This window comes from Yersinia sp. 2541 StPb PI, assembly GCF_052217145.1.
GTDB lineage: Bacteria > Pseudomonadota > Gammaproteobacteria > Enterobacterales > Enterobacteriaceae > Yersinia > Yersinia enterocolitica_E.
This window is the reverse complement of the sequence record NZ_JAZGQB010000001.1, coordinates 2,971,104-2,987,369: the sequence shown is the minus strand read 5'-3', so window position 1 is coordinate 2,987,369 and position 16,266 is coordinate 2,971,104. Positions and strand designations below refer to the sequence as shown.

Here is a 16,266-nt window from a genome sequence, read left to right as displayed (position 1 = left end):
CGCCAGGTAGGCGGTTTTTTGTGCTGGTCAGGTAAGCGGCCTTTCCAGCAGGGCTTTGTTAGCAACGTAATGCAAGCGCGATCTAGTGCCGATATTTGGTCTGATTGCTACTCACTGTCAATTTTAGTTCAAGAGAATAATTACTTACTCTTGTTCTGAATACCGCGTGCACCTAAGTTGTTATTATCAACTTGTGGCAGCCCAGTGGTTGCTGAAGAGGACAATAAACCGGTTTCAACATAGTTAAACAGCTTCTCACGGGTGTCGGTGATATCCAGATTACGCATAGTCAACTGACCGATACGATCATCAGGTGAGAATACGGAATCCCCTTTCTCCATGGTCAGTCGCTCTGGTTTGTAGGTCAGATTGTCAGATACAGTATTGAGAATCGAATAGTCATTGCCACGACGCAGTTCCAGTGTCACTTCTCCGGTAATCTCGCTCGCAACCCAACGTTGTGCAGAATCGCGCAGCATCAATGCTTGTGGATCAAACCAACGGCCTTGATACAGCAGACGGCCCAACACCCGGCCATTGGCATGATATTGCTCGATAGTATCTTCGTTATGAATACCGGTCAGCAGACGCTCATATGCGATATGCAACAACGCCATCCCTGGGGCTTCATAAATGCCACGGCTCTTGGCTTCGATAATACGGTTCTCAATTTGGTCGCTCATCCCCAAACCATGACGGCCACCAATACGGTTGGCTTCCATCATCAGCTCAACACTGTCGTCAAACACTACGCCATTTAGAGCAACCGGATACCCACGTTCAAAACGGATAGAGACTTCTTCCGCTTTCACTACCACGTTTTCATCCCAGAACTTCACGCCCATAATCGGGTTAACGATTTTGACGCTGGAATTAAGGAATTCCAAGTCTTTGGCTTCGTGCGTGGCTCCAAGCATATTGGAGTCAGTGGAATAGGCTTTCTCCGTCGACATTTTATAGTCGAAACCGGACTGAATCATAAACTCGGACATTTCATGACGGCCGCCCAATTCATCAATGAAATCAGTATCCAGCCACGGTTTGTAAATTTTCAACTCAGCATTGGTCAACAAACCATAACGATAGAAACGCTCGATATCGTTACCTTTATAGGTACTACCATCACCCCAGATATTGACACCATCTTCTTTCATGGCGGCAACCAGCATGGTACCGGTGACAGCACGGCCCAGCGGGGTGGTGTTAAAGTAGGTCACACCGGCGGTGGTGTTATGGAATGCACCACATTGAATGGCTGCGATACCCTCAGCAACCAGTTGTTTGCGGCAATCAACCAGACGGGCTTTCTCTGCGCCATACTCCATTGCCTTACGCGGAATTGCATCGTAATCTTCTTCGTCAGGCTGACCCAAATTGGCGGTATATGCATAAGGAATTGCACCCTTTTTCTGCATCCATAACAGTGCTGCGCTGGTGTCCAGGCCACCAGAAAAAGCAATACCAACACGCTGATTAATAGGAAGGTGTTTGAGAATAGTTGTCATCAATTAAATCCTGTATGAATTAGGTCTGTCTGGCAAAGGTTTCAATGCCTACATTGATATCGCAAAACCCCTATTCTAGTCAAAGACATTTTGCATATTTATGTATGTTTCATTGCATAAGTATTTCATCACCACTTTGGTGAAATGATGTTTCACTAAAATTTATCGCATGTTCTATTATGAGATCTGCAAGGATTTTTTACCGCGGACAAAACGTTAAAATTTAACGCGGGTAATCACCATTGTAAATCAGCGCATCGGGATGTTTCACCATAGTGGTGGAAAGCGTTGATGTATGCAAATGGACGTGATTCCAGGGACTGTTAAGTTGAAAATCTTTCACGCAAGCGCGTGGTATAAAAAGCGAAAATCCTATCGGGTACTGTTTTGGCGTGAGATAACGCCACTGGCTATCCCACTGTTTATTGAAGGGCTTTGTGTGCTGCTGATGGGGGTGTTTAGCACACTGCTGGTGAGTTGGTTGGGTAAAGAGGCCATGGCGGCGGTGGGGCTGGCGGATAGCTTCAATATGTTGATTGTGGCTTTTTTTGCCTCTGTTGCGCTGGGAACATCGGTTGTGGTGTCATTTAGTCTTGGTCAGCGTAAACGCAAACAAGCACAAACGGCAGCGCGTCAATCGATCTCTCTACTGGTGCTCATCTCATTATTTTTGGTGTTACTGGTGCATTTTACCGGTGAGACGATTATTAATCTGATGGCCAGTCAAGCCGATCCCTCCGTTAAGGCGATGGCGCTGACCTATCTGCATCTGACCGTCTGGAATTATCCCGCAATGGCCATCACCTTGGTGGGTTGTGGTGCACTGCGCGGAGCCGGTAATACCCGATTACCGATGGTCATCAATATTATGATGAACATTCTCAATATTGCTATCAGTAGCATATTGATTTACGGCCTATTTAGCTGGCAGGGCTTAGGCTTTATTGGTGCCGGTATCGGTATCACGCTTTCTCGCTATATCGGCGCGTTGGTGGTGGTGCTAATGCTAATTTTTGGTGCCAATCACACTCTGCGCATCCCGTTCAAAGCATATTTTATGCCGTTTACCTCGGCGATTATGTTTGAGGTGTTGAGTATTGGTATTCCCGCGAGTGTTGAATCAGTGATGTTTAGCATTGGTAAGCTGATTACTCAGCGTTTTGTGGCGGGGATGGGGACCGAAGTGATCGCCGGTAATTTCATCGCATTCTCAATTGTTGGGCTGATTAACTTGCCGGGCAACGCGTTGGGCTATACCTCGACGATTATTATCGGCACGCGGTTAGGGAAAGGGCAGATCTTGCAACCGATCCGCCAACTCAAGCATATCTTCTGGTTATCGACGGTTGGGGTGTGTTTTATCGCGCTATTATCGATCCCCAGCGCAGGTTTTTTGGCTTCGTTGTATACCAACGAGCCGGGCGTCATTACTGTCGTTAAACACCTCATCTGGATAAATGCACTGTTTATGCCGATTTGGGCCGCCTCTTGGGTGTTACCATCCGGCCTAAAAGGGGCGAAGGATGCCAGTTACACGATGTGGGTGGCACTGGCCGGGATGTGGGGTTGCCGGATTATCGCCGGTTACATTCTGGGGGTGACGCTAGGATTTGGCGTCATTGGCGTGTGGATGGGCATGTTCCTCGACTGGATAGTGCGTGGTGTGCTGTTTTATCGGCGAATGTCCTCTGGCCGTTGGCTATGGCGCTATCGGCCGACAGCCTGACCACTAAAGTTCATTTGCGCCCGTTTGCGGGCCAGCGCATGGCGACTTTTATCGTATTTCCCAGTGGACGCAGATGGTCGTTAAGTGATGTGCAGCGGCGACGTCAGGCAGTGTTCGGTGCCGCGTTTTTCTCTTAAGTCGAATTATTAAGCATTTTCTCCCACGTGCCGATAACACTATAAGTTCCACCATGGTGAGAATGAGAAAAGGCAATGGACAGACGTGGGACGAGAGGGCACCGTGCGTGCTGTATTTTCCTGTTCCCGAATGAAAGGGTGAAGCATTAGTTGCCGCTGAGCAGAATGTTATTCCTTATTTTCCGAATGGCTGATATCGCCTTGTTATTGCACATCAACAATTATTTGCATTGGGGAAAGTATGGATAATTTTCAAAAAGAGATTGAAGAGAGAACAAATCTCACCTCATCAAACCGATTTGAACTTTTGTTGTTCCGACTGGGGGTATCTCAAGAAGAAGAGAGATCCGAGTTATTCGGTATCAACGTGTTCAAACTGCGCGAAATTGTACCCATGCCTACGCTGACCAAAGCCGCGGGTATGGCATCTCCGATGATGGGTATTGCGAATATTCGCGGAGAAATCATTCCGGTGATTGACCTCCCGTCTATCGTCGGTTGCGTGCCAAAAACTGGACTAAATATTCTGCTGGTGACTGAGTACGCCCGGAGTACACAGGCTTTTGCCGTGGAATCCGTTGACGATATCGTGCGCCTTGAATGGAGCCAGGTACTGGCTGCCGACGCGGGTGTTAAGAGCCGCAATATTACCAGTATCGCGCGCTTGGATAACGATCCTACGAGCAACCGATTGGCACTGGTGCTGGATGTTGAACAGATTCTATATGACATTATTCCTGCTAATCGCAATGTTCAAATCGACAGTGAGAAGACCAAGGCATTTGAACTTAAGCCAGGCTCAGTCGCGATTGTGGCTGAAGATTCTAAGGTGGCGCGTTCGATGCTTGAACAGGGTCTGAAGATGATGAATATCCCTGCCGTGATGCATATCACTGGTCTGGAAGCGTGGAATAAGATCAAGAAGATGGCCGATGAAGCGCGGGCCGAAGGGGTACCTATCTCGGATAAAATCGCCTTTGTGTTAACCGATTTAGAAATGCCGGAGATGGATGGTTTTACCTTGACGCTGAATATAAAACGCGATGAGTTCTTAAAAAATATTCCGGTGATAATCCATTCGTCATTATCGGGTAGTGCCAATGAAGACCATGTCCGCAAAGTGGGGGCAGATGCTTATGTGGCAAAATTCGAAGTCAACGAATTGGAAGCCGCCATCCATAGCGCTCTGGATTCAAAGAAAGCGATAAACGCTTAACCACCATGATACCTACGGCCTTTTCCTGCCTGCTCATATGAGCAGGAACGGGCCGACTGATCACCCTTGCCTAAAACCGTTATGGCACTGTGCTATTTAACGACCCGCGATACTTCCCTCTACTCACAATTTTAACTCTCGCACATCTTCTATCATTTTCTCCACATTTCTTTCTTCGCCAGAAATAGCCAATGGCAATAATTTGACCTTCATCACGAAAACAACAAAACAAAATAAAACAACAAAATGCCAATTTGTGATTTTTAATCTCTAATTATCTTAATTTAATGGAATATTGGTTTGATTATATGATTTTTTAATTAAATTATTGGTATTAATCACTGTTGTGTTAGTGGGGTTAATGGATGGTTTTATGTTGTTTAATGTTGCTTTGAATTATTATTTCTGTGATGGTGAATTGCAGTTAAAAACATAATAACACTTTCTAATATTTCTTATCTTTTGAGGCCCGACATGAAAAATGTAGCAATACTCGGAAGCAGCGGGGGAAATCTGTTCAATCTCGGTGGTGCCTACCCCGAAAGACTTCTACAAGAAATCTATACCCAACTCCACTCTGCTGGGTTAGGTGTCAGTGCGGTGCAATTTATTGCAGCGGAAGAGTCGATGGATGTGGCAAAGCCGACCACCGCCGCCGCCGTTTATTCAATAATCGCGGAAGAAGGGGATAAACCACGGATTAGCTTCCAGGGGAAACTCTCCGAGGTGAATGACGCGGTAAAATCATCGGATGCGGCCATTGCGGCACAAATTCGAGCCGGTGATATTGATGGCATCATTATCATGAGTGCCGACCCTGATCGCAGTAATAAAGACGCTATTTTGGCGGCGATAGAAAAGAAAATCCCTATTGTGGGCACTGGCGGCACCTCGATGGCAATTATCACCTCCAAAGGTGCCAATGTGATTGCCACCTCTGGCACAACTGGAACCAATAGCCGCACACGGGCTATCTCTTTTACCGCCTCGCTATGCAAACACTGGCAGATAAAATATACCCCAGTGCTGGGCAGTAGCGAGGCCAACATGCCGGGCAGTGACAAGAGTCTGCTAAAAAGAATCAATATCCGTAGCATCATGATCCCAGCTCTGCCTGGTTTTATCGCCATGGCTATTGTATTGGCGCTAAGCCATATCCCAGGGTTGCAATCACTCAATGCCATTTTTGAACTGTTGTTGAAGGGGTTGCCGGTTATTGTCGCGGTTATTGCGGCTAAACAGGTTTCTGAGCTAGATGAAGTGTCGATTGTGGCGGGGGTTGTCGCCGGGGTGCTGTCGGTAGAAGGTGGCTTAATCGGCGGTATTTTGGGAGGGATCGGCGCCGGTATTATGGTGCGTTACCTGTTCGGGCTCTGTCTGAGATGGCAATTCCCAATGACCACCATCAATATCGTAGCGGGTGGTTTGTCCGGTTTATTCTCCGGTTTAGTGATGTATTACCTGCTTAGCCCATTGGCATTAGCCGCTGGTGACTATATCAAATTGGCTATCGAAGCCACTCTGGCTTTTAGCCCGATTTTAGCCGGATTACTGGCCGGTCTGGTTATTTGGCCAGCTATTCTGGGTGGGGTTTATCACGCAGTTATATTGCCACTGGTATTACTGGAAATGGAAAAGTCCGGTGTCAGCTTCCTCGGCGCGGTCGATATGGTCGGGCTGGTGATGGTGGCAGCCGGTATTAATCTGGCAAACGTGATTGCTCCGCGCGAGAAAAGTGAAGCCGCAGTAGCTGCCCCAGGGTTGTTAATTAACCTCGGTTTTGGGACGTTCGTCGAATCTGCTTACCCGTTCATGTTTTCTAATAAAGTCGTCTTTGCTGGTGCAATATTCTCCGCCGGCGTTGGCGGCATGTTGCTGGGATTATTAAATATTAAAGGCGTGGCATATGTACCTGCATTCGCCTCCCCATTCTTGTCGAATAACGCTTTTTATATGGCGATAGTCATGGCGGTAACACTGGTGTTGACCTGTGTAATCACCCTATTAGCCAACAAGTTTGTCGCAATTAAAAAAGCAGTACCCGAATCACCAACACCAGGGATCTCGGGCTAAGAGTTAACAATTAAAAAAGCCGTTTTATATAAATCAAGTAGAGGTAAATATGTTCAACGCTGATATGAGTAAGAAACGTTCCGTCGCTATGGATAAAGTACGAAATGCAATTTCATTACATGGCGGTCAAACTATTCTCAGTACTGGAATAACCGGAGATGATGCTCGCTTAGCGAAAGCAGTATGCGATTCAGGTGTTAAATTATTGGAACCTAATCACCCGGCGTTGGCACTGGCTCGCGGCCATAATGGCGTGACGAATATGCATGCTGCGGAGCGTATTCGTCATGAGATAACCATCGGCCAAATGGCACAAGCCGTGCGGGGGGTGCGTAATGTGGTGGCTGACGATATTTTTATTACCGTCGGCATCGCCGGGGGCTTTACTGAAACTGTACCTACACCCGTGACAGAACAAGATATTTTATTGATAGCTCAATCAGGGGCTGATGGTTTACATACCCATAAGTCCAGTTTTGAAGATTTAAAGGAACTGGTGGATTTAGCCCATAAATATGGTCTGACGGTGGATGCTTATATTGGTCATCCGAGTGACTTGCATACCTTCGGTATTGCCGCTGAAACCCCCGCTGATGTTGCGCAAGTGGCTAAAACGATGGAAGCACTGGGTGTTGATATGATTGGTTTAATGACTGGCATGAGCTACGAAGGTGTCAGTGCGGGTGATATTCCTGATGCTATCAAACAGCGGCTTCTGGCGTTGGTCGGTGCGGTTTCGGTACCAACATTAGCAGAAGGGGGGATCAATCTGGAAAATGCCAAAGCATTTAAAGATACCGGTGTAAATATTCTGGTGGTGGGCACCGCCATTGATAATGTTGTCTGCAACGCGGCAAAGGATGTGGTATCGCGCTTTATTACCCACTGATAGTATAATGTGAGCAAGGAGGGAGAGTATATTAGCAATAATATATTCTCCCTTTTTTATTGGAGTCAACGTATGTATAAGTTATTAGCACTTGATCTTGATGGCACGTTACTCACTCAGTAAAACCAGCAATCATTATTATGAAATAATGAAACATGGCATCAGTAAGGGGTAAGGATTGCATTATTTATCTCAGCACTTAAATATCAGTGCTCAAGCCATGGTCAGTATTGGCGATCAGCAGAATGATATCAGTATGTTTCAGTTTTCTGCTGTGGGTGTGGCAATGGGGGAATGCCAGTGATTTTGTCAAATCTTGTGTGGATAGGGTAAGTCAGGATAATAACCAACACAGGGTCGCTTTTACCATTAATCAACTCTGGCTGGTGTGATTGAATCGCCTTTTGTTTCATAAGATTATTCAGTAGAATGACACTATGTATCGCACAGTTTCGGGCCGCTATTCCTATGAATCAGATCAAACGTAAACAGTTTATTTTAGAAAAGCTGGATAGTCTTGGTGAGGTTTCGGTTATTGGTCTTTCTGAAGAGTTGGGTGTGACGTCTGAAACCATCCGCCGTGATCTTTCCTATTTAGAAAAGAGCGGTGAGGTCACTAAAGTCCATGGCGGTGCGATAAAAGTTCAGAATATACAAGAGGGCAGTTTTGCCCAACGAATGGATTTAAATCGCCAGGAAAAAATGCTAATTGGTCAATATGCTGCATCGTTGGTGACTGAAAACGATACTTTATTTATTGACTCTTGTACCACCACACTTATTTTTGCTTCATTCTTACCATTAGTGAAGTTTACTGTTTTTACTAATTCATCATTAATTGCTGATCAAATTAAAAGTAAAAATAATATGGCTGTCGTGCATGTATTAGGTGGTGAATATAATCATACCTACAAGGCTAACTTAGGCATTCAGACCATTGAACAAATGAACGATATTCATACTGATTTCACTTTCGTCGGAGTTGGCGGAATAGACAGTGATTTTGGCGTGATGGTAAAAAATTTAGATGAAGGGCGTATTGCCAAGAAAATGTTGGCGATGGGCAGACAGAAAGTTATTTTATGTGATACCAGTAAATTTGGCCAAAGTGGGTTAATGAAAATAAGTGACATCAATGATATTGATATTATTGTCACCGATAAAAAGAAGAATATTCATAAACAAGCAATTGAAGCTATCTATTCAGATAAAATCATCTACGCCAATTAATATTATTTTACAACACCCACCGCAATAGCGGGTGTCTTTATATGTATTACCTCAGCATTTTTCAACGTGCATTGCACTACGAATACCCGGTTTGAACCCGTATTGTTGAGCCTGCCAGACAATAATCAACCCAAGGAGTAATAACCCCAACACTGTCCACGGGAAACTTACTGCTCCGGCGCTTTGTAACAACAGGCCACCGATGATCCCGCCCCCTGCAATGGCTAAATTCCAAGCCACCACAATCATTGACTGCGCCACATCGGCATTTTGTCCTGCGGCATCCGCCGACGCGGTTTGCAATAGTGTGGATGCGCCACCAAAACTGAGGCCCCAGAGCAACATGCTGCCATAAATCGCGGAGGGGGATCCCCCGGCGATTGCCAATATCAATGCAGCCAGAATAAAGGTACCAAGACTCAGTAATACCGCGCCACGTAACCATCGATCCACGACTAATCCGGTGAAGCAAGTTCCCGCTAGCGCACTGACACCAAATACCAACAGCACTTTATCGAGCTGATTTTCCAACCCGACTGGGGTGATAAAAGGGGCAATATAGGTATAAAGAATATTATGTGCCAGCATCCAAAGGACAATAACCGACAAAATGGGGCGTACGCCAGGGGTGGTGAACACTTTGCGCACCGGTTGCTGCTGTTTGGCCGATTGCCCTGGATAATCAGGTATTTTCACGATAACCCAGACAATCAGCAGCAAAGTTAATCCCGACATAATGGCAAATGCATTGCGCCAACTGAGCACCATACCCAGCCATGCCCCCAATGGTACCCCTAGTGCCAGGGCGATAGGGGTGCCGGTCATGGCGATCGCCATTGCGCGCCCTTGTTGATGAGGTTGTACCATACGTCGTGCGTAACCTGCGATAAGCCCCCATGCCAGTCCAGCGGCAGCACCGGCCATAAAACGGGCCAGTAAGGTTAAACTGAACCAAGGCGAAATAGTGGTTAAAGTATTGAATATGAAAAAACCGACAATGGCGCTGAGTAAGGCTTTACGCCGCCCCCAACTGCGGGTCAAAGTAATTAAGGGGATCGCAGCCAGTAACGAACCCAGAGCATAGAGTGTCACCAATTGGCCGGCCAATGCTTGTGAAACCCCCAACCCTTGGCCGATCTGCGGCAATAATCCAGCTGGTAATGTCTCGGTCATGATGGCAATAAAGCCCGTCATCGCGAGAGCCAATAATGCCGAGAGAGGAAAGGGCGCTGTTTTCATTATTGTTTCCCGACGCCATAGATGGCGTCCCGCAGATCGTTGACAAATTGCCCGGACATACCTTCGTATAGGGTATTAGTTAATGCGACTGCGGATATCCCTTGAATCCTATCAACAAACCATGAGTGACCATATGCACCTCCCCAACGCCATGTACCAACGGACTCAGGTGAATCAGCCTCGTGTGGATCGCGCAAGACCGAAAAGCCTAACCCGAAGCCCAAACCGGGAGAGTCAGGTAAGATAAGACCCTGAATTTGGTCTCGGCCCATCTCATCGACTAAAGCCGCTGGAAGCAGTGGTGAGCCACCCCGACGTAGCGTTTCCAGCAAGCTCAACAGGTCGTTGGCACTGCCTATCATCCCCGCACCGCCAGAAGGGAAAGCATGGCGATTGAGTGCACGGGCAGGGGAAAATCGAATACCGATGGTATCGGGGAACGCGGCGACAAGTTCATCTTCCTGCAAGGGGTGTGGCGCAGGTGTATCACTGACATAAGGCGTAGCTAGCCGACTGACATCATGGGTGAAAAAATCCGTGTCCTGCATATGTAGTGGCTCGGTGACCAATGCCCTTACTGCTTGATCTAATGGCCGACCACAAACTTGCTCGATAACTGCACCTAATACATCAATTGCCAATGAATAAGCCCATGCAGTTCCTGGGGCATAATATAGTGGCACATCGGCTAACCGACGTAAGTTCTCGTTGAGTGTGATTGCTGATCGATCCATGCCATCGGAGATCCCCGCGCGAGCATAGGGCCCATCCTCATCAGCTTCACAAAAGCGATAGCTCAAACCGGCGGTATGGCTGAGTAATTGGCGTATCGTAATGGTTGGTAATTCCTCATTTGCCAGCCGGGGTTGAAAGTCAGGTAACCAGCGCCGGATATCGCCATCAAGGTCGAGCTTACCCTGTGCGACTAATACCATTGCTGCTGTAGAAACGATCGGCTTACTGATGGATGCCAAACGAAACAGGGTATTGGAGGTCATCGGTTGTCCGGTTTCGCGATCCGCCCATCCTGCTGCCCGGCTGAAATGTGTCTCGCCGTTAAGCGCCACCATGACCACGGTACCCACCAAGCGCTGTTCGGTGAGCGCCTGATCAATCACTGTATTAATTCTGGCTGCCAGATGCACTGGCTGTATTGGCACTAACGAACTCGCAGACATAGTAATTCCTTAATCTGAATGAAGACTTAACCATAGATGGCCATCTAACAATAGATAACTACGCAATCAGGAAAAAGTGGGGTAGATTTCCAGTATTAGAGGATATAAATGTCCGCAATCGGAGCCGTGATGGATAGCCTAAGCAGTCTGAGTGTTTTTGTTCAAGTGGCCGAGACCCGTAGTTTTGTGATGGCAGGGCGTATATTGGGTGTTTCCGCTTCGGCGGTTGGTAAGAATATCGCACGGCTCGAGGGGCGGTTAGGCGTGAGATTATTTCACCGCAGCACTCGCAGCATAGCACTGACTTCCGAAGGTGCGCTTTTTCTTGAACGTAGTCGGCGGATTCTTGCTGAGGTAGAGGCCGCAGAGCTTGAGCTGTTACAACTTACCGATAAGCCGCGCGGCAGGTTGCGGGTCAGTTTGCCACTGGTGAGCACATTGTTGTTACCCGTATTGGCCGATTTTATGCTCGCATACCCCGACATTGAGCTAGATCTGGATTTCAGTGATCGGATTGTTGATGTGGTCGAAGAGGGATTTGATGCCGTCGTCCGCACCGGTGAACTGACTGATTCCCGTTTGTCAGCACGTAAGTTGGGGCAGTCCACCATGCTACTGGTGGCATCGCCCGCCTATCTGGAGCAGCATGGTGAGCCTATGCACCCTGTTGAACTGGCGAATCATATCTGCCTGCATTATCGTTTCCCTAACAGCGGAAAATTGGAAACCTGGCCCTTGCCTAATGAGTCTGATTTGCGGATCCCAATCTCGATGGTATGCAACAACATTGAAACCAGAATGTGTTTTGCTTTAAGAGGATTGGGCATCGCCTGCTTACCGGATTTTTCGATGGGAAAGGCAGTGGCGGAAGGCAAATTACGAAGCTTGCTGGATAGTTATGTAAAGCGCACAGTGAGCTTGCATGTGGTGTGGCCTTCCGGGCGTTATATCACGCCTAAATTACGGGTATTTATCGATTTCCTTAGTGACAGGATGTTTGCGGGCAAATAGCCACTTAAGCTATAGGCGAAAAGTTTTTAGCACAGGATGATTGGCACCTTGATAATCCGGCCGTGGGGACATTACTTTTCTTCAGTCAATAAGGCTTTTTTGGCTGCTTCAAGAAATTCATCCGACAACTTATCCCCGGCGGTGGCGCGCGCCAGTGTTAATGCACCGGACAACATAGCAAGCTGTGCCAGCGCGTGTTGCCTGCGTTGTTCTTCATTTTCTATATCAGAAACAGACATTAATCTGTCTAGCAGGGATCTCACGCCACTGAGATAAACCTCTCGCACCGGATTCTCATCATTCTCACGTGCCACATCGCTGGCTAGCGCAGTAATTGCACAGCCATCTTCTGCATGGTCACGGTGGGTGGTTGAGAGATAAAGTTCGACTAACGTGCGCAGATTATGATGCTCGGGCTGGCTGCTGATTTGCTGCCAACGGGTGCTGGAATCGTCGAGCGCTTTGCGACTGGCGATAGCCGCCAATTCATCTTTAGAGGTAAAGTGTCCATAGAACCCGCCATGAGTCAATCCGACCGCAGCCATTAAATCGTTGACGCTGACACCATTCAAACCCCGGGCACGGAAGAGTTGTGAAGAGGTCTGTACGATTGACTCGCGATTGAGTGCCATCTGTTGCTTTGATACTCGGGCCATACATTTCTCCTGATTGAACAGGCAGCATCATAAAGTATGCCATGCTAGCACATCAATAGATGTTGCCTCTCATCAATACAGACCTTGATTCATGCCCGCGGTGGTCGGGGGGCGATGATACGCGTACTATCGCCGCCCTGCGCCCGTGCCAGAGTGTTGGCGATTTGTTCGTGTGGCGTTCCCAGAGTAATGGCGCTGACCTTATCAAGACGTGCCACTTGTTCATCACTCAATATCACATCTAATGCTGCCAGTGTGTCATCCAGTTGGGCTTGGGTACGGGAGCCTAAAATAGGGATTAGGCTGGTAGGGGAGTTTGCGGCTTTATGGCGCAACCAGGCAACAGCAATATGTAATGGTTGCACGTGGTGTTCCTGTGCTATCGCGATAACTTCATCGAGTAGCGCAGTATCTTGCTCGGTATGCACCAATCGGCCCGCAAAACCAAGTAGACGACCTTCATCGCTTTGACGATATTTTCCTGTCAGCAATCCTCCCCCCAGAGGTGACCACAGTGTGGCTGCTAAGCCGAGTGCTTCGGCCATCGGCAGTAGTTCACGTTCAGCCGTTCGCTGTACCAAACTGTACTCTACCTGAATACCGGCAATACGTGACCAGCCGCGTAATTCTGCCAAGGTATCTGCCCGTGCAATGCGCCATGCCGGGAAATTGGAAAGCCCTGCATACTGTATTTTGCCTGCACGAGTCAGGTCGTCAAAAGCGCGCACAATTTCTTCAAGAGGCGTTAACTGGTCATCAAAATGGGCCCACAATAAATCAATGCGGTCGGTGTTAAGCCGTTTAAGGCTGCTTTCCACGGAAGCAATCATATTGCGGCGGCTGTTTCCGGTTTGAGCAATCCCCGCATCCGGTTGTGCTCCCAGCGTATATTTTGTTGCGACCACAAAACGATCACGTTCCGCAGCAATAAACTCTCCTACGATCTGTTCAGATTGACCGAATTGGTAAGTATCTGCGGTGTCGATGAAATTACCCCCGGCCTCGGCATAGCGGTCAAATACCTGTTTTGCTTCCTCTTTTTCCGAGCCATATCCCCAGGCAGTACCAAAGTTACCGGTACCCAGTGCCAGTTCGGAAACCCGTAGGCCGCTATTACGACCAAAAGTGGTGTATTTCATATTGATTCCCCATCCCAACAATTATTTATGATGACCAACATCTATTATATATGACATGCATAATCTATTTGTGCAAGTGAATCCTCTTTGACGCTTAGATGATGATTTTGGGGGGCTATTGTTATTATTGTTAGGCGACACATTTTATTAGAATAAACCCATCAATAAATTGTGGATTAATGACAGCGTAATCTTGCGTTACCGACAAGTTAGCCTATTATTTGAACAATTTAGCGTTGTAAGTGCTGCTTTGTCTGGTTTTCCCTCCATCCGACATTTTTTCCATCGATTATCAAAGTTTCCTTCAGAGGACGTCACGCACAACTTCGTATTCAAGCGTGGGGTGGATTTACCGTGGGCATTTGGATACCGAAGGCCAATGTTGAACTTGAATGCGACCTTAGCCAGCTTGAACGAGCTCCAAGCATCATAAAATCAAGATGACCTCCAGTATGAATAATGGGTCCGATCGTCGGTCTGGCACCGGAATTCGGTATATCAATTTATGGCGCGACGAAGGCTTTTGTGTTGTTCCTCCCTCAGGGACTGAACCTGGAGTTATAAATAGCGCTAAGAGAATCACATATTTTAATCGGATAAAAGTGTCTGAATCGCCATGGAGCGAATACACTCTTCTACGATGCCGTTTTTATTTGCATTACGTTCATCATCTAATTGTTGAGTGATATCACTGCCGTCCGAATGACGTTTCCTCTCTCGGGAACGCTCTGGTTTTAGTCGGTGACGATCCTGAGTCGGACTTTCTTTTATAGGCTGTTCGTTCGCGAACGGTCCCTGCATGCAACCAAGGAACGAAAGATGGCCTACGCAACAACCAATCCCTACACCGGCGAAACGATCAAGACGTTTTCTGACGCCACTACTGCCGATGTTGCTCTTGCTCTGGATCAAGGCGATGGGGCATTCAAGCAATGGAAAAATACTACAATCGCCGATCGTGTTGCCGTGCTGCAAAAGGCGGCCGACTTGCTCCGAGCCAAGCATACCGAATACGCCAAGTTGTTGACACTGGAGATGGGTAAGCTACTGGGAGAGGCCGAAGCGGAGGTCGAACTGTCGGCGGCTATCTTTGAGTACTACGTCGAGAATGCGCAGCAGCAACTGGCGCCGGAGAAGCTGCATTCTAAAGACCCTGCGGTAACCGAAGCGTGGCTGGTGCATGAGCCTCTAGGCATCATCCTGGCTATCGAACCGTGGAATTTTCCTTACTACCAGATAGCTCGAATCATCGCGCCGCAGTTAGCGGCCGGGAATGTCGTGATACTCAAGCATGCGTCTAACGTACCGCAATCCGCCGATGTGTTTGAGAAGCTAATGCTTGAAGCCGGCATGCCGGTAGGCGGATTCAAAAACCTCTACGCTAGCCGTGAGCAACTAGAAACCATCATTAACGATCCGCGTGTACATGGTGTTGCGCTAACGGGTTCGGAGGACGCTGGCGCTGTGGTTGCAGCACAGGCCGGTAAGGCATTGAAGAAGTCAACGATGGAGCTGGGTGGTGCTGACGCCTTTGTGGTGTTGGAAGATGCTGATCTGGACAAGGCCGCTAAGTGGGCGGTGTTTGGCCGCCACTGGAATGCCGGCCAGGTGTGCTGCTCGTCCAAGCGTATTATCGTGGTCGAGGCTATCTACGACGCTTTCCTTGATAAGTACACAGCTGGCGTTGCCCAACTCAAGGCCGGCGATCCGCTGGACCCTGCCACGACTCTGGCGCCGCTGTCCTCACAGGGTGCGGCCGACGATGTGCGTAAACAGGTGAAGGAAGCTGTCGGCCACGGCGCGACCCTGACCGTGATTGGTGCTGAGGTGCCGTCGCAGGGCGCCTTCGTGCAGCCGGTGTTGCTCACCGGCCTGACTAAGGATAACCCGGCGTATTACTGGGAATTCTTTGGCCCGGTATCGCTGGTCTTTAAAGCCAAAGATGAAGCGGAAGCTATCGAGATTGCGAATGACTCGCCTTTCGGCCTTGGCGGTTCGGTGTTCACTCAAGACATCGAACGGGGCCGCAAGGTTGCAGCTCAAATGTCTACCGGCATGGTCTACATCAACCATCCGACTGCGGTGAAGGCTGACCTGCCATTTGGCGGTGTGCGCCGCTCAGGCTATGGCCGCGAGCTGATTGGTCTCGGACTGAAGGAGTTTGTCAATCATAAGCTGATTGGTGTGACGGATATCGATGGCGGCTTCTGATCTGCTCTGCAATTTTTAGTTATTCAGAATAAGATTTTATTAAATTGTTCGGAGAT

Annotated in this window: 14 protein-coding genes and 3 pseudogenes; 11 read left to right on the top strand and 6 right to left on the bottom strand. The window is 48.1% G+C overall.

Annotated elements, in window-relative coordinates; genetic code table 11:
- Positions 1 to 140: 140 nt before the first annotated feature.
- A complete protein-coding gene (gene argG / locus V1953_RS13425) occupies positions 141 to 1,505 on the bottom strand; it encodes an argininosuccinate synthase (protein WP_083159250.1) in 1,365 nt (454 codons plus the stop codon).
- A gap of 328 nt (positions 1,506 to 1,833) precedes the next feature.
- Here argG and V1953_RS13420 point away from each other — a divergent pair, with 328 nt between their 5' ends.
- From V1953_RS13420 to V1953_RS13390, 7 genes and pseudogenes are all read left to right on the top strand, one after another.
- Entirely contained in the window at positions 1,834 to 3,231 is a 1,398-nt protein-coding gene (locus tag V1953_RS13420; RefSeq protein ID WP_083163747.1) for an EmmdR/YeeO family multidrug/toxin efflux MATE transporter, read from the top strand.
- A complete protein-coding gene (locus V1953_RS13415; protein ID WP_442851037.1) occupies positions 3,207 to 3,368 on the top strand; it encodes a hypothetical protein in 162 nt (53 codons plus the stop codon). Before V1953_RS13420 ends, V1953_RS13415 begins: the two co-directional genes overlap by 25 nt.
- 241 nt (positions 3,369 to 3,609) lie before the next feature.
- On the top strand, positions 3,610 to 4,584 hold the full coding sequence (locus tag V1953_RS13410) for a chemotaxis protein (protein WP_442847946.1): 975 nt from the start codon (positions 3,610 to 3,612) through the stop codon (positions 4,582 to 4,584).
- Positions 4,585 to 5,058: 474 nt separating this feature from the next.
- The gene (locus tag V1953_RS13405) at positions 5,059 to 6,657 is read left to right on the top strand and encodes a PTS sugar transporter (RefSeq protein ID WP_083159248.1); all 1,599 of its coding nucleotides are present in this window, start codon (positions 5,059 to 5,061) and stop codon (positions 6,655 to 6,657) included.
- A 49-nt stretch (positions 6,658 to 6,706) separates the two neighbouring features.
- On the top strand, positions 6,707 to 7,546 hold the full coding sequence (locus V1953_RS13400; protein ID WP_372558512.1) for a histidine biosynthesis protein: 840 nt from the start codon (positions 6,707 to 6,709) through the stop codon (positions 7,544 to 7,546).
- 106 nt (positions 7,547 to 7,652) lie between these two features.
- Positions 7,653 to 7,938 (top strand): annotated as a pseudogene (locus V1953_RS13395) (HAD hydrolase family protein); the annotation flags it as partial.
- Positions 7,939 to 8,014: 76 nt separating this feature from the next.
- Positions 8,015 to 8,776, top strand: a complete 762-nt coding sequence (locus V1953_RS13390) for a DeoR/GlpR family DNA-binding transcription regulator (protein ID WP_083163745.1) — start codon at positions 8,015 to 8,017, stop codon at positions 8,774 to 8,776.
- A gap of 51 nt (positions 8,777 to 8,827) precedes the next feature.
- Here the strand turns inward: V1953_RS13390 and V1953_RS13385 are convergent, their stop codons facing one another.
- Positions 8,828 to 10,015, bottom strand: coding sequence for an MFS transporter (locus V1953_RS13385; protein ID WP_420073658.1), 1,188 nt, complete (start codon positions 10,013 to 10,015; stop codon positions 8,828 to 8,830).
- Positions 10,015 to 11,193, bottom strand: coding sequence for a serine hydrolase domain-containing protein (locus tag V1953_RS13380; RefSeq protein WP_083159245.1), 1,179 nt, complete (start codon positions 11,191 to 11,193; stop codon positions 10,015 to 10,017). Before V1953_RS13380 ends, V1953_RS13385 begins: the two co-directional genes overlap by 1 nt.
- Before the next feature lie 129 nt (positions 11,194 to 11,322).
- Here V1953_RS13380 and V1953_RS13375 point away from each other — a divergent pair, with 129 nt between their 5' ends.
- Complete coding sequence (locus tag V1953_RS13375) at positions 11,323 to 12,204, top strand: LysR family transcriptional regulator (protein ID WP_083159244.1); 882 nt, start codon at positions 11,323 to 11,325, stop codon at positions 12,202 to 12,204.
- Positions 12,205 to 12,275: 71 nt separating this feature from the next.
- Here the strand turns inward: V1953_RS13375 and V1953_RS13370 are convergent, their stop codons facing one another.
- Positions 12,276 to 12,860: a TetR/AcrR family transcriptional regulator gene (locus V1953_RS13370; protein ID WP_442847942.1), complete on the bottom strand. Its 585-nt coding sequence runs from the start codon at positions 12,858 to 12,860 to the stop codon at positions 12,276 to 12,278.
- 89 nt (positions 12,861 to 12,949) lie between these two features.
- Positions 12,950 to 13,999 (bottom strand): aldo/keto reductase, encoded by a 1,050-nt coding sequence (locus V1953_RS13365; protein ID WP_083159242.1) that lies wholly within the window; start codon positions 13,997 to 13,999, stop codon positions 12,950 to 12,952.
- A 261-nt stretch (positions 14,000 to 14,260) separates the two neighbouring features.
- On the opposite strand from V1953_RS13365, the pseudogene V1953_RS13360 reads away from it, so the two are divergent.
- Together V1953_RS13360 and V1953_RS13355 are read left to right on the top strand one after the other, a co-directional pair.
- Positions 14,261 to 14,443: pseudogene (locus tag V1953_RS13360) on the top strand (pYEATS domain-containing protein); the annotation flags it as partial.
- A 24-nt stretch (positions 14,444 to 14,467) separates the two neighbouring features.
- Positions 14,468 to 14,560, top strand: a pseudogene (locus tag V1953_RS13355) (SDR family NAD(P)-dependent oxidoreductase); the annotation flags it as partial.
- Positions 14,561 to 14,587: 27 nt separating this feature from the next.
- Here V1953_RS13355 and V1953_RS13350 read toward each other — a convergent pair.
- A complete protein-coding gene (locus V1953_RS13350; protein WP_127891203.1) occupies positions 14,588 to 14,800 on the bottom strand; it encodes a hypothetical protein in 213 nt (70 codons plus the stop codon).
- Positions 14,801 to 14,818: 18 nt separating this feature from the next.
- Here V1953_RS13350 and V1953_RS13345 point away from each other — a divergent pair, with 18 nt between their 5' ends.
- Positions 14,819 to 16,210 (top strand): NAD-dependent succinate-semialdehyde dehydrogenase, encoded by a 1,392-nt coding sequence (locus V1953_RS13345; protein ID WP_442847941.1) that lies wholly within the window; start codon positions 14,819 to 14,821, stop codon positions 16,208 to 16,210.
- Positions 16,211 to 16,266 lie beyond the last annotated feature (56 nt).